The organism is Arthrobacter sp. SDR-2R (assembly GCF_057747955.1).
Genome location: NZ_CM173231.1, coordinates 3042649 through 3063373, shown reverse-complemented (window position 1 = coordinate 3063373; position 20725 = coordinate 3042649). Strand labels below are relative to the sequence as shown.

Annotated in this window: 22 protein-coding genes, 6 tRNA genes and 1 riboswitch; of the genes, 22 read left to right on the top strand and 6 right to left on the bottom strand. The window is 67.1% G+C overall.

The window, feature by feature from the left end; translation table 11 throughout:
• Window positions 1-31 precede the first annotated feature (31 nt).
• The 5 genes from AC3ANU_RS14195 to AC3ANU_RS14175 all read right to left on the bottom strand — a co-directional run bounded on the left by AC3ANU_RS14195 (window position 32) and on the right by AC3ANU_RS14175 (window position 566).
• Window positions 32-106, bottom strand: a tRNA-Val gene (locus AC3ANU_RS14195).
• Between the two features lie 32 nt (window positions 107-138).
• Window positions 139-211 (bottom strand) — tRNA-Gly (locus AC3ANU_RS14190).
• A gap of 54 nt (window positions 212-265) precedes the next feature.
• A tRNA-Val gene (locus AC3ANU_RS14185) sits at window positions 266-337 on the bottom strand.
• 38 nt (window positions 338-375) lie between these two features.
• A tRNA-Cys gene (locus tag AC3ANU_RS14180) sits at window positions 376-446 on the bottom strand.
• Between the two features lie 47 nt (window positions 447-493).
• Window positions 494-566 (bottom strand) — tRNA-Gly (locus tag AC3ANU_RS14175).
• Window positions 567-895: 329 nt separating this feature from the next.
• On the opposite strand from AC3ANU_RS14175, the gene AC3ANU_RS14170 reads away from it, so the two are divergent.
• The 14 genes from AC3ANU_RS14170 to hisF all read left to right on the top strand — a co-directional run bounded on the left by AC3ANU_RS14170 (window position 896) and on the right by hisF (window position 12237).
• Window positions 896-967: transfer RNA gene (locus tag AC3ANU_RS14170), tRNA-Val, on the top strand.
• A 105-nt stretch (window positions 968-1072) separates the two neighbouring features.
• Window positions 1073-1933: a PD-(D/E)XK nuclease family protein gene (locus tag AC3ANU_RS14165; RefSeq protein WP_018770767.1), complete on the top strand. Its 861-nt coding sequence runs from the start codon at window positions 1073-1075 to the stop codon at window positions 1931-1933.
• Window positions 1934-2010: 77 nt separating this feature from the next.
• A complete protein-coding gene (gene def / locus AC3ANU_RS14160) occupies window positions 2011-2613 on the top strand; it encodes a peptide deformylase (protein WP_018770768.1) in 603 nt (200 codons plus the stop codon).
• Window positions 2610-3530 (top strand): methionyl-tRNA formyltransferase, encoded by a 921-nt coding sequence (fmt, locus tag AC3ANU_RS14155; protein WP_056393658.1) that lies wholly within the window; start codon window positions 2610-2612, stop codon window positions 3528-3530. The genes def and fmt overlap by 4 nt, the downstream gene beginning before the upstream one ends.
• Complete coding sequence (locus tag AC3ANU_RS14150) at window positions 3527-5107, top strand: RsmB/NOP family class I SAM-dependent RNA methyltransferase (protein WP_056393659.1); 1581 nt, start codon at window positions 3527-3529, stop codon at window positions 5105-5107. The genes fmt and AC3ANU_RS14150 overlap by 4 nt, the downstream gene beginning before the upstream one ends.
• Before the next feature lie 162 nt (window positions 5108-5269).
• Window positions 5270-5947 carry a ribulose-phosphate 3-epimerase gene (gene rpe / locus AC3ANU_RS14145; RefSeq protein WP_018770771.1) on the top strand — a complete coding sequence of 226 codons (678 nt, stop codon included), beginning with the start codon at window positions 5270-5272 and terminating at the stop codon, window positions 5945-5947.
• 39 nt (window positions 5948-5986) lie between these two features.
• A riboswitch (FMN riboswitch) is annotated at window positions 5987-6135 on the top strand.
• 168 nt (window positions 6136-6303) lie between these two features.
• Entirely contained in the window at window positions 6304-7443 is a 1140-nt protein-coding gene (ribD, locus tag AC3ANU_RS14140; RefSeq protein ID WP_134164348.1) for a bifunctional diaminohydroxyphosphoribosylaminopyrimidine deaminase/5-amino-6-(5-phosphoribosylamino)uracil reductase RibD, read from the top strand.
• On the top strand, window positions 7443-8105 hold the full coding sequence (locus tag AC3ANU_RS14135) for a riboflavin synthase (protein ID WP_134164347.1): 663 nt from the start codon (window positions 7443-7445) through the stop codon (window positions 8103-8105). The genes ribD and AC3ANU_RS14135 overlap by 1 nt, the downstream gene beginning before the upstream one ends.
• Window positions 8102-8851 carry a 3,4-dihydroxy-2-butanone-4-phosphate synthase gene (ribB, locus tag AC3ANU_RS14130; protein ID WP_018770774.1) on the top strand — a complete coding sequence of 250 codons (750 nt, stop codon included), beginning with the start codon at window positions 8102-8104 and terminating at the stop codon, window positions 8849-8851. Before AC3ANU_RS14135 ends, ribB begins: the two co-directional genes overlap by 4 nt.
• Window positions 8848-9582, top strand: a complete 735-nt coding sequence (gene ribA, locus AC3ANU_RS14125; RefSeq protein ID WP_018770775.1) for a GTP cyclohydrolase II — start codon at window positions 8848-8850, stop codon at window positions 9580-9582. The genes ribB and ribA overlap by 4 nt, the downstream gene beginning before the upstream one ends.
• A gap of 15 nt (window positions 9583-9597) precedes the next feature.
• Window positions 9598-10086 carry a 6,7-dimethyl-8-ribityllumazine synthase gene (gene ribH / locus AC3ANU_RS14120; RefSeq protein WP_018770776.1) on the top strand — a complete coding sequence of 163 codons (489 nt, stop codon included), beginning with the start codon at window positions 9598-9600 and terminating at the stop codon, window positions 10084-10086.
• Between the two features lie 123 nt (window positions 10087-10209).
• Window positions 10210-10473, top strand: a complete 264-nt coding sequence (locus AC3ANU_RS14115; RefSeq protein WP_009358176.1) for a phosphoribosyl-ATP diphosphatase — start codon at window positions 10210-10212, stop codon at window positions 10471-10473.
• 85 nt (window positions 10474-10558) lie between these two features.
• On the top strand, window positions 10559-11419 hold the full coding sequence (gene hisG, locus AC3ANU_RS14110; RefSeq protein WP_018770777.1) for an ATP phosphoribosyltransferase: 861 nt from the start codon (window positions 10559-10561) through the stop codon (window positions 11417-11419).
• A gap of 41 nt (window positions 11420-11460) precedes the next feature.
• A complete protein-coding gene (hisF, locus tag AC3ANU_RS14105) occupies window positions 11461-12237 on the top strand; it encodes an imidazole glycerol phosphate synthase subunit HisF (protein WP_018770778.1) in 777 nt (258 codons plus the stop codon).
• A gap of 66 nt (window positions 12238-12303) precedes the next feature.
• Here the strand turns inward: hisF and AC3ANU_RS14100 are convergent, their stop codons facing one another.
• Window positions 12304-12948, bottom strand: coding sequence for a TIGR03085 family metal-binding protein (locus AC3ANU_RS14100; protein WP_018770779.1), 645 nt, complete (start codon window positions 12946-12948; stop codon window positions 12304-12306).
• 112 nt (window positions 12949-13060) lie between these two features.
• Here AC3ANU_RS14100 and hisI point away from each other — a divergent pair, with 112 nt between their 5' ends.
• The 8 genes from hisI to lgt all read left to right on the top strand — a co-directional run bounded on the left by hisI (window position 13061) and on the right by lgt (window position 20564).
• Complete coding sequence (gene hisI / locus AC3ANU_RS14095) at window positions 13061-13513, top strand: phosphoribosyl-AMP cyclohydrolase (protein WP_018770780.1); 453 nt, start codon at window positions 13061-13063, stop codon at window positions 13511-13513.
• A gap of 110 nt (window positions 13514-13623) precedes the next feature.
• Window positions 13624-15186 (top strand): anthranilate synthase component I, encoded by a 1563-nt coding sequence (locus AC3ANU_RS14090; protein ID WP_488314745.1) that lies wholly within the window; start codon window positions 13624-13626, stop codon window positions 15184-15186.
• A complete protein-coding gene (locus AC3ANU_RS14085) occupies window positions 15186-15890 on the top strand; it encodes a Trp biosynthesis-associated membrane protein (RefSeq protein WP_488314744.1) in 705 nt (234 codons plus the stop codon). Before AC3ANU_RS14090 ends, AC3ANU_RS14085 begins: the two co-directional genes overlap by 1 nt.
• Window positions 15891-15994: 104 nt before the next feature.
• A complete protein-coding gene (locus AC3ANU_RS14080) occupies window positions 15995-16282 on the top strand; it encodes an HGxxPAAW family protein (RefSeq protein ID WP_018770784.1) in 288 nt (95 codons plus the stop codon).
• The gene (gene trpC / locus AC3ANU_RS14075) at window positions 16282-17103 is read left to right on the top strand and encodes an indole-3-glycerol phosphate synthase TrpC (RefSeq protein ID WP_488314743.1); all 822 of its coding nucleotides are present in this window, start codon (window positions 16282-16284) and stop codon (window positions 17101-17103) included. The genes AC3ANU_RS14080 and trpC overlap by 1 nt, the downstream gene beginning before the upstream one ends.
• 126 nt (window positions 17104-17229) lie before the next feature.
• On the top strand, window positions 17230-18549 hold the full coding sequence (gene trpB / locus AC3ANU_RS14070) for a tryptophan synthase subunit beta (protein WP_134164343.1): 1320 nt from the start codon (window positions 17230-17232) through the stop codon (window positions 18547-18549).
• A gap of 11 nt (window positions 18550-18560) precedes the next feature.
• Window positions 18561-19394, top strand: a complete 834-nt coding sequence (gene trpA, locus AC3ANU_RS14065; protein ID WP_056393673.1) for a tryptophan synthase subunit alpha — start codon at window positions 18561-18563, stop codon at window positions 19392-19394.
• Between the two features lie 3 nt (window positions 19395-19397).
• Window positions 19398-20564 carry a prolipoprotein diacylglyceryl transferase gene (lgt, locus tag AC3ANU_RS14060; RefSeq protein ID WP_056393675.1) on the top strand — a complete coding sequence of 389 codons (1167 nt, stop codon included), beginning with the start codon at window positions 19398-19400 and terminating at the stop codon, window positions 20562-20564.
• Window positions 20565-20725 lie beyond the last annotated feature (161 nt).

The window sequence follows — 20725 nt, the reverse complement described above, 5'->3', positions numbered from 1 at the left end:
GAAAAAAGCAGCTCCGCAGAGCTGCTTTACATGGTGGGCGATACTGGGATCGAACCAGTGACCTCTTCCGTGTCAGGGAAGCGCGCTACCGCTGCGCCAATCGCCCCGAACCGGAAGACCGGCTGTGGGATGTAAGAGAGCGGACGACGAGATTCGAACTCGCGACATCCACCTTGGCAAGGTGGTGCTCTACCAGCTGAGCTACGTCCGCGTGTGCAGGATAGACCGGTAAACCGGTGGTACTGCGGGCAAGTTGCCTTGCCAGTGGGCGATACTGGGATCGAACCAGTGACCTCTTCCGTGTCAGGGAAGCGCGCTACCGCTGCGCCAATCGCCCATTGCATCCGAAGGATCCGGAAACCATGGTTTTCACCGAGGTGGGTACGGGATTCGAACCCGTGTATACGGCTTTGCAGGCCGCTGCCTCGCCTCTCGGCCAACCCACCGTGTTAGCGTCAATTCCGAAGAACTTTTGCTGTGACAGTGTCCTGCGAGCGGACGACGAGATTCGAACTCGCGACATCCACCTTGGCAAGGTGGTGCTCTACCAGCTGAGCTACGTCCGCATTTTGGAGGGTTGATTCCCTGCCGTTTCCAGCATTTCCTCGCGTTCCAACGAGTAAAAACAATATAGGAGGTTCCGGGATTCTCCAAATCGCTTCGGCCCTGCGCCCATTGTGTGCCTCCAGATCGCTGTAATCACGCGGATTTTGCGAGTTACAGGTGTGTAATTTCCGACGGCGGCAGGGGCGCCCGGGGGGCGGCAGGCTGTGTCCCGCCGGGCTGCTTTCGAGGATTCCCGGCCAGGCAGGGGCGGCGGCGCGGTACCGGTCAGCGGGGTGTGTTGTTCGATTTTTGAAATAGGGCAGAGGTGGGCTAGCATTCAAATGCATCGGGGCGATTGGCGCAGTGGTAGCGCGCTTCGTTCACACCGAAGAGGTCACTGGTTCGAACCCAGTATCGCCCACCGCAGAGGCCCGTTTCCGCTCATCAGCAGCGGAGACGGGCCTTTTTCATGTGCAGCGCCTGCCTCCCGGAGCTTTTGTCGGCCCCCTGTGAAAGAGTCTTTTGTATGACTGATCCGCTTCTCGCCCACGCCACCGAATACGGCCGGATGTACGCACGGTCAACGTCTGAGCAGTTTTCCGTACCTTCCATCACCACGGTTATCAGCCAGCAGCCGCATGGCCTTGATGGCTGGTTCGGTTACATGGGTGCCAGCAGCCTGGCCAATGATCCGCTGCTGTCGGACTGCCTGGGCAGCCCGGCCAAAATCAAGCAGGCCATCAACCGTGCGGCCAAGGCTGCGGAAACCTATCGTGATGATGCCGCCCGGCGCGGGGACCGCGTCCACAATTACTGCGAGCAGGTGGCGTTGCGCGCGCTGGGACGTCCCCACGCCATGAAGGAGGCCCGTGAGGCGTTGGCCGCAAACGGGGAGGAAGCGTTCGCGGTCCGCTTCGACGAGTGGTGGGAGCTCTTCCAGGTGGAGCCCATCGCCCCCGAGATCACGGTCTGGAACAACACCGTGGGCTACGCCGGCACCCTTGACCTTGTGGCGCGGATCAACGGACGCATTTGCCTGATCGACTACAAGACCAAGGGCACAACGCGCGACGGCCTGGTCAAACCGCTGGACGACAAAGTAGTGATGCAGCTGGTGGCCGGCATGAAGGCGGAGGAAAGCCTGGTGGATGCGGAGGCGGGAACCTGGGAGCCCTGGAAGTACGGCGAAAACCCGGTCCTGCTGGCCGTCGCCATCGGGGAGACGGAGGTCCGGCCCGTCCGTGCCAACCCCGAGGTCCTCAAGCACCACTGGTGGAAATTCTGCGCCTTGCGCCGGGTCTGGGAACTGTCGGCGGACACCATCAGTGCAGGCACCGCGCTGCTGCCCATCGCACCCCCGCCGCTGGCACAGGCCCGTACCGCCTAAGCGCCGGATGGACCCGGAGAGACTGCACCTAAACTGGATAGGTTCCCTTTGCCGCCAACCGTGAGGACAAACAGCGCATGGCTATTCTGAATATCCGCATCATCGGTGATCCTGTGCTGCGCACAGTTGCCGATCCCGTGACGGAATTCGGACCCGAGCTTGCCAAACTGGTGGCCGACATGACCGAAACCATGGAGGACGTGGACGGTGCAGGGCTTGCCGCCCCGCAGGTCGGCGTCAGCAAGCGCGTCTTCACCTACCGCATCGACGGTGTGGAAGGGCACATCATCAATCCGGTCCTGGAGAACAGCGGGGACTACCAGCCGGACCAGGTGGAAGGCTGCCTGTCCATTCCGGGCCTCGGTTTCCCTGTCCGCCGCTTCCGCGCCACCCGGGTCACCGGTGTGGACATGCATGGACATCCGGTGTCCATCGACGGGGAGGGCATGCTGGCACGCTGCTTCCAGCACGAAAATGACCACCTGGACGGCATCCTCTACACCGACCGCCTCGAAGGCGAAGACCGGAAGGCTGCCTTGCGGTCCATCCGCAACGCCAATTACGACGCCGTCGCCGGTCGGACCACAGCCAAGCGCGCCAAGAACGTGGGATCGAGTTTCGGCGGTGCCGGCTTTGGCCAAACCAGCACCCCCGGCTCCAGCTTTGGCGGAGCAGGGTGAGGGTCCTCTTCGCGGGGACGCCCGCCGTCGCCGTGCCATCCCTGGACGCCCTCGTCAATGCCGGCTTCAACGTGGTCGCGGTCCTGACCCGTCCCGATGCCCCGGTAGGCCGCAAACGCGTACTGACGCCGTCGCCGGTGGCACAACGGGCCGGGGAACTGGGCATTGATGTCATCCGTGCCGCCCGGGTCGACGCCGACGCCGTCGCCGCCATCGCCGCAGTGCAGCCGGACGTCGCGGCCATCGTTGCCTACGGCGGACTGGTCCCCCCTGCGGCCCTGGGCATACCGCCGCACGGCTGGGTCAATCTGCATTTCTCCCTGCTGCCGGCCTGGCGAGGCGCGGCACCGGTCCAGCGGTCCGTCATTGCCGGAGACGATGTCACAGGTGCCGTGACCTTCCAGCTTGAAGAGGGACTCGACACCGGTCCTGTTTTTGGCACCCTCACCGAGGCGGTCAGGCCCCAGGACACGGCAGGAGACCTGCTTGAGCGGCTTTCCCGCAGCGGTGCCGTCCTGCTGGCGCAGACACTGTCCGCCATCGAGGCCGGAAAAGCGTCGCCGCAGCCGCAGGCCGGAGAGGTCTCCCTGGCACCCAAGCTGACCCTGGAAGACGGACACCTTAACTGGTCCCACCCGGCCCTTGCCATCAACAGGCAGGCACGCGGAGTCACCCCTGAGCCCGGCGCCTGGACCCTGCTGGACGGGCAGCGGGTCAAGCTCGAACCTGTCCGGCTCCGGCCGGATATTTCAGGACTTGCCCCTGGCTCAGTGGCATTGCAGGGGAAAGCCGTGTTGGTGGGAACAGGTTCACACGCCGTGGAACTCACCCGGGTCCAGCCCGCTGGGAAAAAGATGATGGCTGCAGCCGACTGGGCACGCGGCATGGCTTCACTGGAGGGTGTGGTGTTCGAATGAGCGTGTCCGGCGGTAATACAGGTGGACGGAACACGGGCGGACCAAACACCGGCGGAGGGGGAAGCGCCGGAGGAGGCGGCCGCGGCAAGGGCGGACCCCGGGATGCCAGCAGAAGGGATGCCAAAGGGCGGGAACGCAACCGCGGGCCGCAGCGGAACTTCACCGGGCAGGCGCCGTCGCAGCGGACCAGGCGCGCCGATCCAGCCCGCCTGGTGGCCTTCGAAGTGCTGCGTGCCGTGGCTGAGGAGGACGCCTACGCCAACCTCGTGCTGCCCGCGCGGATCCGGCACCACCGGCTGGACAAACGCGACGCCGGATTCGCCACGGAACTAAGCTACGGAGCCCTGCGCGGCCAAGGCACCTACGACGCCATCCTGGCGCGGTGCGTGGACCGGCCCCTGGCCCAGCTTGACCCCGCCGTCCTCGACGCCCTCCGTATCGGCGCCCACCAGCTGCTGGCCATGCGGGTCCCCGCGCACGCCGCACTGGACCAGACGGTTGGACTTGCCCGTGCCGTCATCGGGGCGGGACCCTCCGCGCTGATCAATGCCGTCCTCCGCAAGGTCACTGCCCACCCCCTTGAGGAATGGCTGGACCTGCTGGTGGAGGGCGAAACCGACGAGACGAAGATTGCCTCGCTCAGGTACGCCCACCCCGAATGGATTGTCCGGGCAATGCGCCAGTCGCTCGTGGCCCATGGCCGGCCCGCAGCCGAGATCAACGACCTGCTCGAAGCGGACAACGCCGCCCCTGTGGTCAACCTTGTGGCCCTGCCGGGGCTGGGCAGCCTCGACGAAGCGCTGGAAAACGGTGCCACCCCCGGGGAACTGGTGGAAGGCTCCGCGCTCTCCAGCGGCGGTGACCTGGGGCGGCTGGCATCCGTACGCGCCGGTACCCTCCGGGTGCAGGATGTCGGTTCCCAGCTGGTGGCCAGGGCCCTGGCCGCAGTGAACCTCGGCCAGGCGGCCGATGGTGCCGGTGAAGCGTGGCTCGACCTCTGCGCAGGCCCGGGTGGAAAGGCGGCACTCCTTGGTGCCCTTGCGCACCAGCGGGGGGCCACGCTTCTTGCGAACGAGCCCGCCCCGCACCGCGCAAAGCTTGTCAGCCAGGCACTGTCCGCCGTACCGCAGGACAGCTGGCAGGTCCGGACCGGCGACGGCCGGGATGTAGGCGCCGAACAGCCGGGGCAATACTCCCGTGTCCTGGTGGACGTTCCCTGCACCGGCCTGGGGGCACTTCGGCGCAGGCCCGAGTCCCGGTGGCGTCGCTCGCCCAAGGACATTGCAGACCTGGGCCCACTGCAGCGCGAGCTGCTGAACTCTGCCCTGGCCGCGGTTCGGCCCGGGGGAGTGGTGGCCTACGTGACGTGTTCACCGCACCCGGCAGAGACCACAGCTGTTGTGGCCGACGTGCTCCGGAAGCGCGGCGACCTGGAACTCCTCGATGCCGGCGCCGCACTTGACGCAGTCAGCCTCACTGGAAGCCTTGGCGCGGGCCATGAACTGACCGCGCAGCTCTGGCCCCACATCCACCACACCGATGCCATGTTCCTGGCCCTGATACAGAAAAAATCCTGACAGGAGAAGAAACCCTGACAGGAGAAGAAACCCTGACAGGCAAAGAAACCTGATCAGGAAGAATTCCCGGCTTCCCGACCTGCGGCTACCAGCCCCGCCCGCTCCCTGCATCGGGCTGGAACTTCCCTGCGACCAACGCACGTTCATCCGAAAGGCAACCCTGTGACGCAATGCTGCATCAACCCGAGCATCCTCTCCGCCGACTTCGTCAACCTTGAGGCCGAACTGCGGCGGATCAGCAACGCCGACGCCGTGCACGTGGACGTCATGGACAACCACTTCGTCCCCAACCTGACCATCGGGCTGCCGGTGGTGCAGCGGATCCAGGCCGTCAGCCCGGTTCCACTCGACGCCCACCTGATGATTGCCGACGCGGACCGCTGGGCGCCCGGGTTCGCCGACGCAGGCCTGGCATCGGTCACGTTCCACGCCGAGGCATCCATTGCGCCCATCAAGCTGGCGCGGGAACTGCGCAGCAGGGGGGCCAAAGCGGGCATGGCGCTTCGCCCGGCCACCCCCGTGGAGCCGTACCTCGACATGCTGCCGGAACTGGACATGCTGCTCATCATGACAGTGGAACCGGGCTTTGGCGGCCAGGCGTTCCTGGACGTCACGCTCCCCAAAATCCGCCGGGCCCGCGAAGCTGTGGAAGGCTCCGGGCTGGGAGTAGCCATCCAGGTGGACGGCGGGATCACCGAGGAAACCATCACCCGCGCCGCCGAGGCCGGCGCCAACGTCTTTGTGGCGGGCTCTGCCGTCTACGGCGCCGATGACCCCGCCGCAGCCATCGACCTGCTGCGCCACAAGGGCAGCCGGACATTACGCGGGGCGACGGAATAACCGGGTGCCCCGGCCGGTTGTGGCACAATAACAACACACATACGTGCTCCGGGGTCGGTGTAAGTCCGAACCGGCGGTGACAGTCCGCGACCCGCGAGCCGGCTTCCTCCCAGGAGGATTCCGGCGGACGGTTGAACCGGTGGAATTCCGGTACCGACAGTTAAAGTCTGGATGAGAGAAGCACGTACAGCTGTATCAGTGGGCCCGTTGGGTCCGCAACGTTCTGCTGTCGTATCCCCGGAGCCATCGCGGTTCGAAAGGGAAGGAACGACACGCATGAACCCCCAGCGATGGCTCTTAACCGCCGAAAATACTGCCGCCTCCAAGGCAGGCACCCCATCCGTCCCGGCCGCCGCATGACGGGCCCGGTGGAACTGAAGCCCGCGGCCGGGGTGGTCACCGCCTTCAGCGCCGACGAAACCCGCGCCATGGAGCACGCCCTGCAGGCAGCCCTGCAGGGTCCGCGCGGAGCGAATCCCCTGGTGGGCGCCGTCGTCGTCGGTCCTGACGGGCGCCAACTTGTCACCGGCTACCACCGCGGCGCCGGCACCGCGCATGCCGAAGCGGACGCAATCGCCCAGGCCGCCGCCGTCGGCCTTGATCTATCCGGCTGCACCATGGTGGTCACGCTGGAGCCCTGCGACCACGTGGGCCGCACCGGGCCGTGCACGCAGGCGATCATCGACGCCGGCATCACGGACGTGGTGTACGCCGTCGACGACCCCCATGACCCGGCGGCCGGTGGCGCAGCAACACTGCGGGCGGCCGGCGTCCGGGTCCGCAGTGGCCTCGGCGCCGACGAATCCCTGGACCTGAACCGCCAGTGGTTTGAGGCAGTCGCCGCCAAGCGCCCGTTCGTCACCCTCCACATCGCCCAGACCCTGGACGCCCGGATAGCAGCCGAAGACGGCACCAGCCAATGGATCTCCAGCCCTGAGTCGCTGGCAGACAACCACGGAATCCGCGGCCGCATCGACGCCATCCTGGTGGGCACCCAGACCGTGCTGGTGGACAACCCCCGCCTGACCGCCCGGGAACCCTCCGGAGACCCCGCACCCAAACAGCCGGTACGGGCTGTCATGGGACTGCGCGGAATTCCGGACGACGCCGCGATCCACGGCGATGACGGCCTGGCTGTCCACCTCCCCACCCGGAACCCCCGCGAAGCGTTGACCCTGCTGTACAAAGCCGGGATCCGGCATGTGATGGTGGAAGGCGGCTCACGGATCCTCAGCTCCTTCCTCTCTGCCGGCCTGGTAGACGAACTCATCGTCTACCTTGCCCCCACCCTGCTGGGATCCGGCACCCCCGCCCTGAACGGGCTGGGCATCACCAGCCTCCCGGACGCCCAGCAATGGGAATGGGACGAGGCCGACGGCGGCGCCGTCCGGACGCTCGGCCGGGACCTCAGGCTTCACCTCAGACCGCAACGGAAAGTTGCACTCGACCACCCACCAACCCGCGGCAGCGCGGAAGAAGCCCAGGGAGGCTACTGATGTTCACCGGAATTATTGCCGAGCAGGGGCAGGTGCTGTCCGTCGAGCGTGACGGTAACACCAGCGCCACCGTGCGGCTGCACGCCCCCGGCTCCACCGAAGGCCTGGCACTTGGCGGCTCCATCGCCGTGAACGGGGTCTGCCTCACGGCAACCGCCATCGACGGCAAGGAGTTCAGCGTGGACGTCATGGGGGAGACCCTGGTCCGGAGCACCATCGGCGAACTCGCAGCCGGCGATTCGGTCAACCTGGAGCGCTGTGTTCCCGCGGGCGGCCGGCTGGACGGACACGTGGTCCAGGGCCACGTGGACGGCGTGGGGGTCCTGCTGGAACGCGAACCCCAGGGCAACTGGGAGCGGCTGCGTTTTGGCGTCCCCGCCAACCTGGCCCGCTACATTGCCGAGAAAGGCTCCATCGCCATCGACGGCGTCTCCCTCACCGTGACGGCCGTCAGCCCGGCTTCGGAGCAGGAACCCTGGTTCGAGGTAGGCCTGATCCCCACCACGCTGGCAGAAACGGGCCTGGGGACCAAAACCACCGGCAGCCGGGTGAACCTGGAGGTCGACGTGCTGGCAAAGTACACCGAGCGGCTGCTGGCCTTCCGCGACGCGGATGCAGCAACCGGTACCGGTGGCGCCGCGGTTGCAGGAGGTGCACGGTGAACGCCGCCGTACGCCTGGAACCCGCCGCATCCGCGGAGGCTGTCACTGTGACCGATGGACGGACGTCCGCGCCTGCCGTGGGACTGGACTCCGTTGAGGACGCAGTCCGGGCCATGGCCGCCGGCCGGCCCGTGCTCGTCGTCGACAACGAGGACCGCGAAAACGAAGGCGACATCATCTTCGCCGCCCAGCACGCCACGCCCGCCCTGATGGGCTGGACCATCCGGTACAGCTCCGGCGTCATTTGCGTGCCGCTGACCGGAGACCGCGCGGATGCACTGGCACTGCCTCCCATGACGGCGATCAACGAGGACGCCAAAGGCACGGCCTACACGGTGTCCTGCGACGCCGCCACCGGCGTCAGCACCGGAATCTCCGCCACGGACCGGGCCCTGACCGCCCGGATTCTGGCCGACCCGCACGCCGGTCCTGCATCCGTGACCCGCCCGGGGCATATTTTCCCGCTCCGCGCGGTTGACGGTGGAGTGCGGGAACGCCAGGGCCACACCGAGGCCGCGGTGGATCTGTGCCGCCTTGCAGGCTTGGAGCCTGTCGGGGTGATCGCGGAAGTGGTGTATGACGACGGTGAAATGATGCGCCTGGACGGGCTCCGTTCGTTCGCAGCTGAACATGGATGCCCCCTGATCTCCATCGAGGACCTGGTGGCGTATCTTGAAGCCGGGGCCGGGGGAACCCAGCGTGAGGATGTCCGGGTAACGCCGGGCGAAGAGAAGGAGAAGCGATGACGGCAGCGGCAGCCAGCGACGACAGCCACCAGAACGGCCACCGGAAACACCACACGGTGTCCGGCGCAGCGCCCCATCCCGTCAGCGGAGGGCCGGTTGTACAGTTGCCCACGGCCTTCGGCGAGTTCGTGGCACAGGCATGGACGGACCTGGTGACGGGTGTGGAACACCTCGCCGTCAGTTCCCCCAACGCTCCCACTGACGGTAAAGCACCACTGGTGCGGCTGCACTCCGAGTGCCTCACCGGCGACGTCTTCGGTTCCTACCGCTGCGACTGCGGCGAACAACTTGCCTTCGCGCTGGAACTGATCCGGGACAACGGCGGCACGCTGCTCTACCTGCGCGGCCAGGAAGGCCGCGGCATTGGCCTGGCCAACAAGATCAAGGCCTACGCCCTGCAGGAGGCCGGCTTCGACACCGTTGAGGCGAACGAGCAGCTGGGCCTCCCCGTTGACGCCCGGTGCTACAAGGCCGCAGCCCAGATCCTGGCCGAAATGGGCCTGCATGAGGTGCGGCTGCTGAGCAACAACCCGGACAAGCAGAACAGGCTGGCCAAGGCGGGCGTGAAGGTCGTGGAAATGGTGCCTACGGAGGTGCCGTCCCGCGAACAGAACATCCGCTACCTGCGCACCAAGAAGGACCGCATGGAACACCGGCTGCTGCTGGACACCGGGGTGGCTCCCGTGCCCGTGCCCGCCCCTGAAACCCCTTTCGACCACGAACAAGACTGAACGGAACAAGAACCCATGAGTGGACACGGCGCCCCCGACATCGACCTCAGCACCCTCAACCCGGCCGAGACGTCGCAGCTGAAACTGGCCATCATCGCAGCAAGCTGGCACACACAGATCATGGACGGGCTCCTGGACGGCGCACTCCGGGCCGCCAAGGACGCCGGCATCGCGGAGCCCACAGTGCTGCGGGTTCCCGGCAGCTTCGAGCTCCCGGTTGCCGCAGCGCGGCTGGCACCGCACTTTGACGCCGTTGTTGCCCTCGGCGTCGTAATCCGCGGCGGAACCCCGCACTTTGACTACGTCTGCCAGGCCGCGACGTCGGGCCTCACCGACGTCAGCGTGTCCACGGGCGTGCCGGTGGGTTTCGGCGTGCTCACCTGCGACAACGAACAGCAGGGGCTGGACCGGGCAGGCCTGCCCGGCTCCAAGGAAGACAAGGGCCATGAGGCCGTGACAGCTGCGCTGGCTACCGCCGTCGTCCTCAAGCAGTACCGGAGCTAGGCGCAGCGCCGGACCCGGCGTCAGGTTGTCGCACGGGCGCGGTGTGTGTATTCGCTCACATCGCGCCCGTCATGCAACGGCCCGGGAAGCGCCGCTGCGGCTGCACCAAGTAGGCTGGAGGGCGTGAAGAATTTCGAGACGCTGTTCGCTGAGCTCAGCGAGAAGGCAGCCACCCGCCCGGAAGGCTCCCGCACCGTCGCTGAATTGGAGTCCGGTGTTCACGGCATCGGCAAAAAAGTCGTTGAGGAAGCAGCCGAAGTGTGGATGGCTGCCGAATATGAATCCGATGAAGCCGCGGCCGAGGAAATCTCCCAGCTGCTGTACCACCTGCAGGTTCTGATGCTCGCCAAAGGCCTGACCCTGGAAGACGTCTACAAGCATCTGTAGCCACCGGTCCGGCGCACTGCCGCCGGGCCCGCCGTGGCCTGCACTGCCTGAAAACCCAGACCTTCCACCCCAGAAAGAATTTCCCATGCTGCGAGTAGCCGTCCCCAACAAGGGCTCCCTGTCCGAAGCCGCCTCCGCCATGCTCTCCGAAGCCGGCTACCGCCAGCGCCGCGACACGCGCGAACTGGTCATGGTGGACCCTGACAACGAGATCGAGTTCTTCTTCCTCCGCCCCCGCGATATTGCGGTCTATGTCGGCCAGGGAACACTCGACGTCGGCATCACCGGACGCGACCTGCTCCTGGACGCCGGCGTGGAAGCCGAAGAGCTGCTGCCGCTGGGTTTCGCCGGCTCCACCTTCCGTTTTGCCGGACCCGTCGGCGACTTCAGCAAGGTGGAGGAACTCGAGGGCAAGCGCCTGGCCACCAGCTACGACGGACTGCTGCGCAACTACCTGGCCGAACGCGGCATCAACGCCAAGGTGGTCCGGCTGGATGGCGCGGTTGAATCCTCGGTCCGCCTGGGCGTCGCCGACGCCATCGCCGACGTCGTGGAAACCGGCAACACCCTCAAGGCCGCCGGCATGGAAATCTTCGGCGACCCCATCCTCAAATCCGAGGCCGTCCTGATCCGCCGCACCGGCAACGGGGGCGCCGCCAACGGCACCGCCAAGGAAATCGACGTCCTCATCCGCCGGCTCCAGGGCGTCCTGGTGGCACGCCAGTACGTGCTGATGGACTACGACATCCGCAAGGAACTCGTGGAGAAGGCGGCCGGCCTGACGCCTGGCCTCGAATCGCCCACGGTTTCGCCGCTGCGCGACTCCGACTGGGTGGCCGTCCGGTCCATGGTTCCCAAGAAGGAAACCAACCGCATCATGGATGAACTGTACGACCTCGGCGCCCGCGCCATCCTGGTCAGCAGCATCCACGCCTGCCGCATCTGAGCCGGCCCCGCAGCAACCAACACAGACTCCAGGAGTACCCCATGGCAGTAGCAGTACGCGTCATTCCCTGCCTCGACGTCGACGCCGGACGCGTCGTCAAGGGCGTCAACTTCGAGGGCCTGCGCGATGCCGGCGACCCCGTGGAACTCGCCCACCGCTACGACAACGCCGGCGCCGACGAACTGACCTTCCTTGACGTCACAGCTTCCTCGGGCAACCGCGAGACCACGTTTGACGTTGTCCGCCGCACGGCCGAAGAAGTATTCATCCCGCTGACGGTGGGCGGCGGCGTCCGCGGCGTGGCGGAAGTGGACAAGCTCCTGCGCTACGGCGCCGACAAGGCCTCCATCAACACCGCGGCCGTGGCCCGCCCCGACGTCATCGACGAAATTACCCGGCACTTCGGTTCCCAAGTGCTCGTCCTGTCCGTTGACGCCCGCCGCACCCGCCCGGGGTCCCAGCCCACGCCGTCGGGATTCGAAGTGACTACCCACGGCGGCCGCACCGGTACCGGCATCGACGCCATCGAGTGGGCCAGGGAAGCGGCCGACCGCGGGGTGGGGGAGATCCTGCTGAACTCCATCGACGCCGACGGCACCAAGGACGGGTTCGACCTCGAACTCATCAAGCTGGTCCGGGCTGCCGTCAGGGTCCCGATCATCGCGTCCGGCGGTGCCGGAGAGCCCGCACACTTCCCGCCGGCCGTCGCAGCCGGCGCGGACGCCGTCCTGGCGGCTTCGATTTTCCACTGGGGACCGGACAACATGATGTCCCAGGTCAAGGAAGCGATCCGGGAAGCCGGCTTCGAAGTCCGCTAACCCGACTGACTCGCATTTGTTGTCGTTATGAACGCTCATAACGACAACAACTGCGACCCAGTTGGGTCAGAGGCCTACTTCGGCTGACTGGAGGAGGGCGACGGCGTCGGGCTGGCCTTCGAAGGTGACCAGCGCGTGGCGTGTCCGGCCGTGGGCGTGCATCAGCAGTTCGCCCGGCTCGCCGACGATCGCCACCGAAACGGGGGCGCGCTTGGCAACATGCCGCGGACCGGACGGACGGACCAGGACAATGCCCAGGTCCACGCCGCGGTAGAGGATGGCGGCACGCTTGACCAGTTCGTCCCACAGCGCGTCAGAGTACGCTTCATCAAGTGCCCTGGGCGCCCACCGGTCCACGGCCCGCCGGACATCCTCGGTGTGCACGAAGTATTCGATCAGGTTGGAACTTTCGTCCAGTGCCTTGATCTTCATCGGCGACAGCGCCGGCGGACCGGCGCGGAAGGTGTTGACCAGCCGGGCGTAGTCCTCGTTGGTGGTCAGCTTGGCTGCCAGCTTGGCGGTTGCCTGGTCCGAGGCCTTGGCCAGGCGCTTGATGATCAAACCGAGCCCGACGGCGGCCTTCCGCTCGCGCAGGTAAAGGTGCGCGGCAAGGTCCCTGGTACGCCAGCCCTTGCACAGTGTGGGCGCATCAGGGCCGGCCGCAAGCAGGGTTTCGGCCAGGACTTCTCGGGACGGTTCGACGAAATGCATCACTTGGAAAACTAGCACGACAGGCGCGGAGTTGGGCAGCAGCGCAGGGGCAGGTGGCGTGCCGTTGTTCACAACAGGAGGACGGGCACGTGAAGGCACTAGACTTGACCCGATGTCTGAGCAGCCAACCCCCGTCCCCACCGCAGGATCCGCCGTGTCCCAGCCTGTGGCATCCGTGCCGCCGTCGTCCGGGGAATCCGTCCCGGCCAGCCCGCTGCCCATGGAGGTAGCCGCGGCACTCAAGCGCGACGCCGCCGGCCTGGTGGCCGCGGTGGTGCAGCAGTACGACACCAACGAAGTCCTCATGCTCGGCTGGATGGACGACGAGGCGCTGCACCGCACCATGACCACCGGCCGGGTGACCTTCTACTCCCGCTCACGGCAGGAGTACTGGCGCAAGGGTGATACCTCGGGGCATGTGCAATGGGTCAAATCCGTGGCCATGGACTGCGACGGCGACGCACTGCTGGTGCGCGTGGACCAGGTGGGCGCGGCCTGCCACACGGGCACCCGCACCTGCTTCGACGGCAGGGACCTCGACGTGGTGGCAGGCCACGCAGGCTAGGCGGACACGCTGCCCGGCCGGGTTTCCTCCACACCCCGGCCACCCCAGCAAGCACACCAAGGCGCCCGGCAATGCCGGCCCTTTCGAAGAACAGGCGGACAAGCATAACCATGCAGGACCTTGGAACCATCAGCCCGAGCCTCGAGGAATTCCGGGAACTTGCCGGCCACAGCCGCGTCATTCCCGTCCGGCTCAAGGTCCTCGCCGACGCCGAAACCCCCATCGGGCTGTACCGGAAGCTGGCGCAGGGTCAGCCCGGCACCTTCCTGATGGAATCGGCAGCGGTGGGCGGAGCCTGGTCCCGGTACTCCTTCATCGGCGCCAAGTCCCGTGCCACCCTGACTACCAAGGACGGCCAGGCGCACTGGCTGGGCCAGCCGCCCGCGGGCGTGCCGGTCAGCGGCAGTCCGGTGGACGCCATCCGCGACACCGTGGAGGCGCTGCGCACCGACCGTTTCGAAGGGCTGCCGCCCTTTACCTCCGGGCTGGTGGGCTTCCTCGGCTGGGAAACCGTCCGGCACTGGGAACGGCTGGTCAGCCCGCCCGAGGATGACCTGCAGCTGCCGGAAATGGCCCTGAACCTGGTCACCGAAATGGCCGTGCATGACAACGTGGACGGTACGGTCCTGCTCATCGCCAACGCCATCAACTTCGACAACAGCTCCGAACGCGTTGACGAGGCCTGGCACGACGCCGTGCGCCGGGTCAAGGAACTCCTGGCCAAAATCAGCACCCCGGTGTTGCAGCCGGTCTCCGTCCTGACGCCGGCGGCCCTGGACTTTGCCTCCAGCGTCCAGGAACGCTGGGACGAGGCTGAATACCTTGCGGCGCTGGACCGCGGCAAGGAAGCGATCGTGGACGGCGAGGTCTTCCAGGTGGTGATTTCGCGCCGGTTCGAGATGGAGTGCAAGGCGTCCGCGCTGGACGTCTACAGGGTCCTGCGCAACACCAACCCCAGCCCGTACATGTACATCTTCAGCCTGGCCGACGCCGAGGGCCGCGAGTACTCGATCGTCGGCTCCTCGCCCGAAGCCTTGGTCACGGTCACCGGCGAGGAAGTCATCACCCACCCCATCGCCGGCTCGCGTCCGCGCGGCAAGACGGTCGAGGCGGACAAGGCCCTGGCCGAGGAGCTCCTGGCGGACCAGAAGGAACGCGCCGAGCACCTGATGCTGGTGGACCTGTCCCGCAACGACCTGTCCAAGGTCTGCGTGGCGGGAACGGTGGACGTCACCCAGTTCATGGAGGTGGAGCGCTTCAGCCACATCATGCACCTGGTGTCCACCGTGGTGGGCCGTTTGGCTCCGCAGGCCAAAGCCTATGACGTGCTGAAGGCCACCTTCCCGGCCGGCACCCTCTCCGGCGCACCCAAGCCCCGTGCCCTGCGGCTGCTGGACGAGCTGGAACCGCACCGCCGTGGCATCTATGGCGGCGTGGTGGGCTACCTCGACTTCGCCGGCGACATGGATATGGCCATCGCCATCAGGTCCGCCCTGATCCGGGAAGGACGCGCCTACGTCCAGGCAGGGGGTGGCATCGTGGCAGACTCCGTGAACCCTACCGAGGCCCTGGAAACGGTCAACAAGGCCGCCGCTCCGTTGCGCGCCGTGCACACGGCCGGATCGCTGCACAACATTTCCGCGGAATCCCTTCCTGACGGGTCGGTTTCCTGATGCCGGACTCCGGCATGGCGGCAGGCCGCCCCGAAGAGGCGGCCAAGGCAGGACAGGCGGATACGGCGGCCAAGGCCGGCAAAGCCCGCAAGACCCGGGCCGTGCCGGTCTGGGCGCGCAAGTCCACCCTGGTCATGCTGATTACCCTCCTGGCGCTGGCCGCCTTCGGCACCACCACCCAGACCTGGATGACCGCCACTCTGGACCCCAACCAGGTGGGACAGGCCGGAGCCGCCCAAAGCACCATCCAGGTGCAGGGCAGCAAGGCCGCCACCACGGTGACGGCCCTGGCCCTGGTGGCCCTGGCAGGCGGGCTCGCAGCGGCCATCGCCGGCAGGATCGCCCGGTGGGTGATCACGGCCATCATCGTCCTTGCCTCCGCAGGCGTGGTGACGGCGGCGGCCACCGTCCTGGCCGATCCGCTCGCCGCGGCGCAAGGGTCCATTGCGGCAGCCACCGGCGTCTCCGGCAGCCAGGCGCACGTGGACGTTACCCCGTTCCCGCTGCTCGCCGTCGTCGCGGGCTGCCTTCTCGCCCTGTCAGCCCTGCTGATCCTGCCCGCCTCCCGTTACTGGAAGACGCGCACCAAATATGACGCGGCCGGAGCGGCAGCACCCACGGCCGCCGGCGCCACGGCGGTGGCCGGCTCCGTGGACGAGATCGACAGCTGGGACCGGCTTTCCCGGGGCGAGGACCCCACCTAAGACCGGCGGACGCCGGCGCCGGCAGGGGCGGCAGGCCCTGCAGTACGCGGGCGGCAGCCAAAAAATGGCAGAATGTAAGCAGTATCCATCCTGAGGAGATTTCCATGAGCAAAGCACCTGCGTCCGTTTCCAAGTCAGGCACCCGCACCGTTGCCCCCGGCGCCATCGACCACAGCCAGGAACTGGGCCACGGCAACAGCCCGGCCGCGTGGACCTGCGTCATCGTCATGCTCGTCGGCGCGCTCATCGCAGCCATCGCCTTCGTCATCGCCAGCACCCCCATCTTCATCGGCGGCGCCGTTGTCATGGTCGTCGGACTGATCCTCGGATACGTCATGCGCAAGGCAGGCTACGGCGTCGAAGGCAGCAAGCTGAAGAACTCCGGCCACTGATGGCGACTGTTCTCGACGACATCAACGCCGGTGTCAGGGAGGATATGGAGGCCAGGAAACGGCTCGTTTCCCTGGCTGAGCTGAAGGACCTGGCCCAGGCCGCGGCACCTGCCCGTGACGCGTGGGCAGCCCTCGGCGGCACCTCCCCAACCCGGGAACAGCTGAAAGTCATTGCCGAAATCAAACGCCGCAGCCCCTCCAAGGGCGATCTCGCCAGCATCGGGGATCCGGCGTCGCTCGCCCGGCAGTACGCCGACGGCGGTGCCTCCGTCATCAGCGTCCTCACCGAACAGCGCCGCTTCAACGGGTCCCTGGCCGACCTCGACGCCGTGCGCGCCGCCGTCGACATCCCGCTGCTGCGGAAGGACTTCACGCTCGACGAGTACCAGATCTGGGAGGCCCGTGCCCACGGCGCCGACCTCATCCTGCTCATCGTGGCTGCCCTCTCGGACGCCCAGCTGGCCGAATTCAGCGGCCTCAGCCGGGACCTGGGCATGAACGTGCTCGTGGAGACCCACACGGAAGAGGAAATCGAGCGGGCCGTGGCCGCCACCGCGCGGATCATCGGCGTCAACGTGCGCAACCTCAAAACGCTCGACGTCGACCGTTCCGTCTTTGCCGCACTGGCGGGGCTGATTCCGACCGAGGCCGTGGTGGTTGCCGAATCCGGCGTCCGCGACGCCGCCGACGTCACGCACTACGCCGGCAGCGGCGCCAACGCCATACTCGTGGGCGAGGCACTGGTAAGCCACGCCACGCCCCGGGAACGCATCGCAGAGTTCACTGCCGCAGGTGCCGCCGCCATCGCCGCCCGCGGCTGACGAAACGCACCAAACCGTCGTCCTGCGGGCCCGTGGCACGCCGGCCCGCAGGACAGCACACCAGTCCGGCCGCCACCGCCGGAACAGCAACTTTTTGACCAACCACCACCGAACAGGACAGGACTGATGGCTGACGCACCCTCAGGAAACGCTGACAACAACACCGCGGAAGCATTCCTGCAGGGCGGATCCCTCCGCCACGCCCCGGGGCCGTACTTCGGAAACTACGGCGGGCGATGGATGCCCGAGTCCCTCATCGCCGCCCTGGACGAACTTGAAGAGACCTTCAACAAGGCCAAGGACGATCCCGACTTCCGTGCGCAGATCGCTGACCTGAACAAGAACTACTCCGGCCGGCCGTCCCTCCTGACCGAAGCCAAGCGGTTCTCCCAGCACGCCGGGGGAGTGCGCATCTTCCTCAAGCGCGAAGACCTCAACCACACGGGTTCGCACAAGATCAACAACGTCCTTGGCCAGGCGCTGCTCGCCAAGCGCATGGGCAAGACGCGCGTCATCGCCGAGACCGGCGCAGGCCAGCACGGCGTGGCAAGCGCTACCGCTGCCGCCCTGATGGGCCTGGAGTGCGTGGTGTACATGGGCGCCGAGGACTGCCGCCGCCAGGCGCTTAACGTCGCCCGCATGGAACTCCTGGGCGCCAAGGTGATTCCCGTCACCAGCGGATCCCAGACCCTCAAGGACGCCATCAACGAGGCCCTCCGGGACTGGGTGGCCAACGTTGGCAACACCCACTACCTGTTGGGCACCGCTGCCGGAGCCCACCCGTTCCCGGCCATGGTCCGTTACTTCCACGAGGTCATCGGCGAGGAAGCCCGCGCCCAGATCCTGGAGCAGGAGGGCCGCCTCCCGGACGCCGTCTGCGCCTGCATCGGCGGCGGCTCGAACGCCATCGGCATCTTCCACGGGTTCCTGGATGATCCCTCCGTGAAGATCTACGGCTTCGAGGCCGGCGGCGACGGCGTCGAAACCGGCCGGCACGCCGCCACCATCACCCTGGGCAAGCCCGGCGTGTTGCACGGTGCACGCTCCTACCTGATGCAGGACGACGACGGCCAGACGATCGAGTCGCACTCCATCTCCGCCGGCCTGGACTACCCCGGCGTGGGACCCGAGCACTCCTACCTGGCCGACATCGGACGGGTCAGCTACGAGCCCATCACGGACAGCGAAGCCATGGAGGCCTTCCGCCTCCTGTGCCGCACCGAGGGCATCATCCCCGCCATCGAGTCCTCGCATGCGCTGGCCGGAGCCATCAAGGTGGGACAGCGGCTTGCTGCCGAAGACCCGGCGGCCGCGGCCGAAAAGATCGTCATCGTCAACCTGTCCGGACGCGGAGACAAGGACGTGGCCACCGCCGCCGAATGGTTTGACCTGTTGGACAAGAATTCCGCCGAATCCGAGATCGGCAAAGAGGGGGAGCAGCTGTGAGCAGTGCAGAAATGGCCAACCGGGCAGAGATGACCAGCAAGTCGGCAGCAGCCATCGACAGGGCGCGCTCCCAGGGACGCTCCGCCCTCATCGGCTACCTCCCCGCCGGCTACCCCAGTGTGGAGGACACCATCGCCGCAGGCATTGCCCTGGCGGAAAACGGCGCGGACCTGATCGAGATCGGCATTCCCTACTCGGACCCCGTCATGGACGGCCAGGTCATCCAGGCCGCCACCACCGAGGCACTGGCCAAGGGCTTCCACGTCAGCCAGGTGTTCGACGTCGTGGCCGGCATCACCAGCAGGACCGACGCCGCCGTCCTGGTCATGACGTACTGGAACCCGGTGGTCCGGATGGGCGTGGATGAGTTCTCGCGCCGGCTGGCCGAAGCCGGGGGAGCCGGGCTGATCACCCCGGACCTGATTCCGGACGAGGCCGCCGAGTGGATGGAAGCCTCGGACAAGTACGGCCTGGACCGTGTGTTCCTCGTGGCGCCGTCCTCCACCGCGGAGCGCATGCAGCGGACCGTGGATGCCAGCCGTGGATTCGTGTACGCCGTCTCCATCATGGGCGTCACCGGTGCCCGCACCTCCGTCAGCACCGCAGCCAAGGACGTTGTGGCGGCGGCGCACGGCGCCGGCGCCGAGCGCGTCTGCGTCGGGCTGGGCGTCTCCACCGCGGACCAGGTCCGCGAAATCGCCGCCTACGCCGAAGGCGTCATCGTGGGCACCGCCCTGGTGGCGGCCCTCCGCGACGGGGGAGTGGATGCCGTCGCCGCCCTCACCAAGGACCTGAGCACCGGCCTGGCGCCTGAACCGGGCCCGGCGCAGGAAGCCGGGGCCTAGGACATGCAGCCACTCCTTCAGGCAGCCGCGCTGGTACCCACGATGGTGCCGGCCAGCATCCCCAGCCCGGACTGGTCCGGCTTCGACATTCCCCTGCCTTGGGGCAGCCTCCGGATCCACGCCTACGCGCTGTGCATCCTCGCGGGGATCGTCGCGGGGCTCTGGCTCACATCCGTCCGCTGGGCCAGGCGCGGCGCCCCTGAAGGCAGCGTCTGGGACATCGTCATCTGGGCCATCCCCTTCGGCATCATCGGAGGCCGGCTCTACCACGTGGTGTCATCACCGGACGCTTACTTCGGCCCGGGGTTCGACGGCACCGGAGACCTCTCGCTGATCCCGCAGATCCAGCGCGGCGGGCTGGGAATCTGGGGCGCCGTGGTCCTTGGGGCCCTTGGCGCCTGGATCGGCTGCCGCCGCAGCGGAGTGAAGCTGAGCGCATTCGCCGACGCAGCGGCCCCGGGCCTGCTCCTGGCCCAGGCCATAGGCCGGTGGGGCAACTACTTCAACCAGGAACTTTTCGGCGGTCCCACCACGCTGCCGTGGGGCCTGCAGGTGGACGCCGACAACCCCAACTTCCCCGCCGGCATGCCCGCGGACACCCTCTTCCACCCCACGTTCCTCTACGAGTCCCTGTGGAACCTGGCCGGCGTCCTGATCCTGCTGGCCCTGGACCGGCGCTTCAACTTCCGCCGGAGCCGGCTTTTCTGGCTGTACGCCATGTACTACACCCTGGGCCGGGTCTGGATCGAGGCAATGCGCATCGACGACGCCGAACAGATCACCATCTTCGGCATCACCACCAGGCTCAACGTGTGGACCAGCATCTTCGTGTTCCTGGCGGCCCTGGTCGCCTTCATCCTGTTGGGCCTCAAAAGCCGGACGGACCCGGACACCGTGTACCTTCCGGGGCACGGAGCGGAGAAAACCGTGGAACCGGGAACCGATTCCGTGGCCAGTCATGAAGTCCGTGATCCGGACGATGTTGTCTCAGATAGTGATTCGCGTGGTAATCTCCCTGATAACCACAGCGGTTCCAGGCATGCTTCCGACCCCACGGAAGAAGCCGCGGCGGCACCGGCGGGCTCAAAGCCCGGAACGGATGCAACGGCTGCCGGACACTCCGGCAGCACAGCCACAGGACCCGCACCGGAGGCCGGCACCGGCAAGTAGGGCGCCGGCCAGGCAGGGCAGCAGAGCCACCGCTCGAAGCGCCCGAAAACCACAATGTCGTGGCATGGGGCACCGTCCGCCCAGCATGGATTTGCTGGCTGATGATGCCTCGGGCAGGGGCCTGCGTAACCGTTAGTTCAGCAGGCTGCGCTGACCTACAA

Excerpts from the sequence above, each read along its gene's own strand:
- ribD (WP_134164348.1), top strand. The coding sequence starts at position 6,304 with ATGACGGGCCCGGTGGAACTGAAGCCCGCGGCCGGGGTGGTCACCGCC.
- lgt (WP_056393675.1), top strand. The coding sequence starts at position 19,398 with ATGCAGCCACTCCTTCAGGCAGCCGCGCTGGTACCCACGATGGTGCCG.
- trpC (WP_488314743.1), top strand. The coding sequence starts at position 16,282 with ATGGCGACTGTTCTCGACGACATCAACGCCGGTGTCAGGGAGGATATG.
- AC3ANU_RS14080 (WP_018770784.1), top strand. The coding sequence starts at position 15,995 with ATGAGCAAAGCACCTGCGTCCGTTTCCAAGTCAGGCACCCGCACCGTT.
- AC3ANU_RS14090 (WP_488314745.1), top strand. The coding sequence starts at position 13,624 with ATGCAGGACCTTGGAACCATCAGCCCGAGCCTCGAGGAATTCCGGGAA.
- trpA (WP_056393673.1), top strand. The coding sequence starts at position 18,561 with ATGGCCAACCGGGCAGAGATGACCAGCAAGTCGGCAGCAGCCATCGAC.
- AC3ANU_RS14085 (WP_488314744.1), top strand. The coding sequence starts at position 15,186 with ATGCCGGACTCCGGCATGGCGGCAGGCCGCCCCGAAGAGGCGGCCAAG.
- ribA (WP_018770775.1), top strand. The coding sequence starts at position 8,848 with ATGACGGCAGCGGCAGCCAGCGACGACAGCCACCAGAACGGCCACCGG.
- def (WP_018770768.1), top strand. The coding sequence starts at position 2,011 with ATGGCTATTCTGAATATCCGCATCATCGGTGATCCTGTGCTGCGCACA.
- trpB (WP_134164343.1), top strand. The coding sequence starts at position 17,230 with ATGGCTGACGCACCCTCAGGAAACGCTGACAACAACACCGCGGAAGCA.
- AC3ANU_RS14150 (WP_056393659.1), top strand. The coding sequence starts at position 3,527 with ATGAGCGTGTCCGGCGGTAATACAGGTGGACGGAACACGGGCGGACCA.
- AC3ANU_RS14100 (WP_018770779.1), bottom strand. The coding sequence starts at position 12,948 with ATGCATTTCGTCGAACCGTCCCGAGAAGTCCTGGCCGAAACCCTGCTT.
- ribH (WP_018770776.1), top strand. The coding sequence starts at position 9,598 with ATGAGTGGACACGGCGCCCCCGACATCGACCTCAGCACCCTCAACCCG.
- hisF (WP_018770778.1), top strand. The coding sequence starts at position 11,461 with ATGGCAGTAGCAGTACGCGTCATTCCCTGCCTCGACGTCGACGCCGGA.
- hisG (WP_018770777.1), top strand. The coding sequence starts at position 10,559 with ATGCTGCGAGTAGCCGTCCCCAACAAGGGCTCCCTGTCCGAAGCCGCC.
- AC3ANU_RS14135 (WP_134164347.1), top strand. The coding sequence starts at position 7,443 with ATGTTCACCGGAATTATTGCCGAGCAGGGGCAGGTGCTGTCCGTCGAG.
- hisI (WP_018770780.1), top strand. The coding sequence starts at position 13,061 with ATGTCTGAGCAGCCAACCCCCGTCCCCACCGCAGGATCCGCCGTGTCC.
- AC3ANU_RS14165 (WP_018770767.1), top strand. The coding sequence starts at position 1,073 with ATGACTGATCCGCTTCTCGCCCACGCCACCGAATACGGCCGGATGTAC.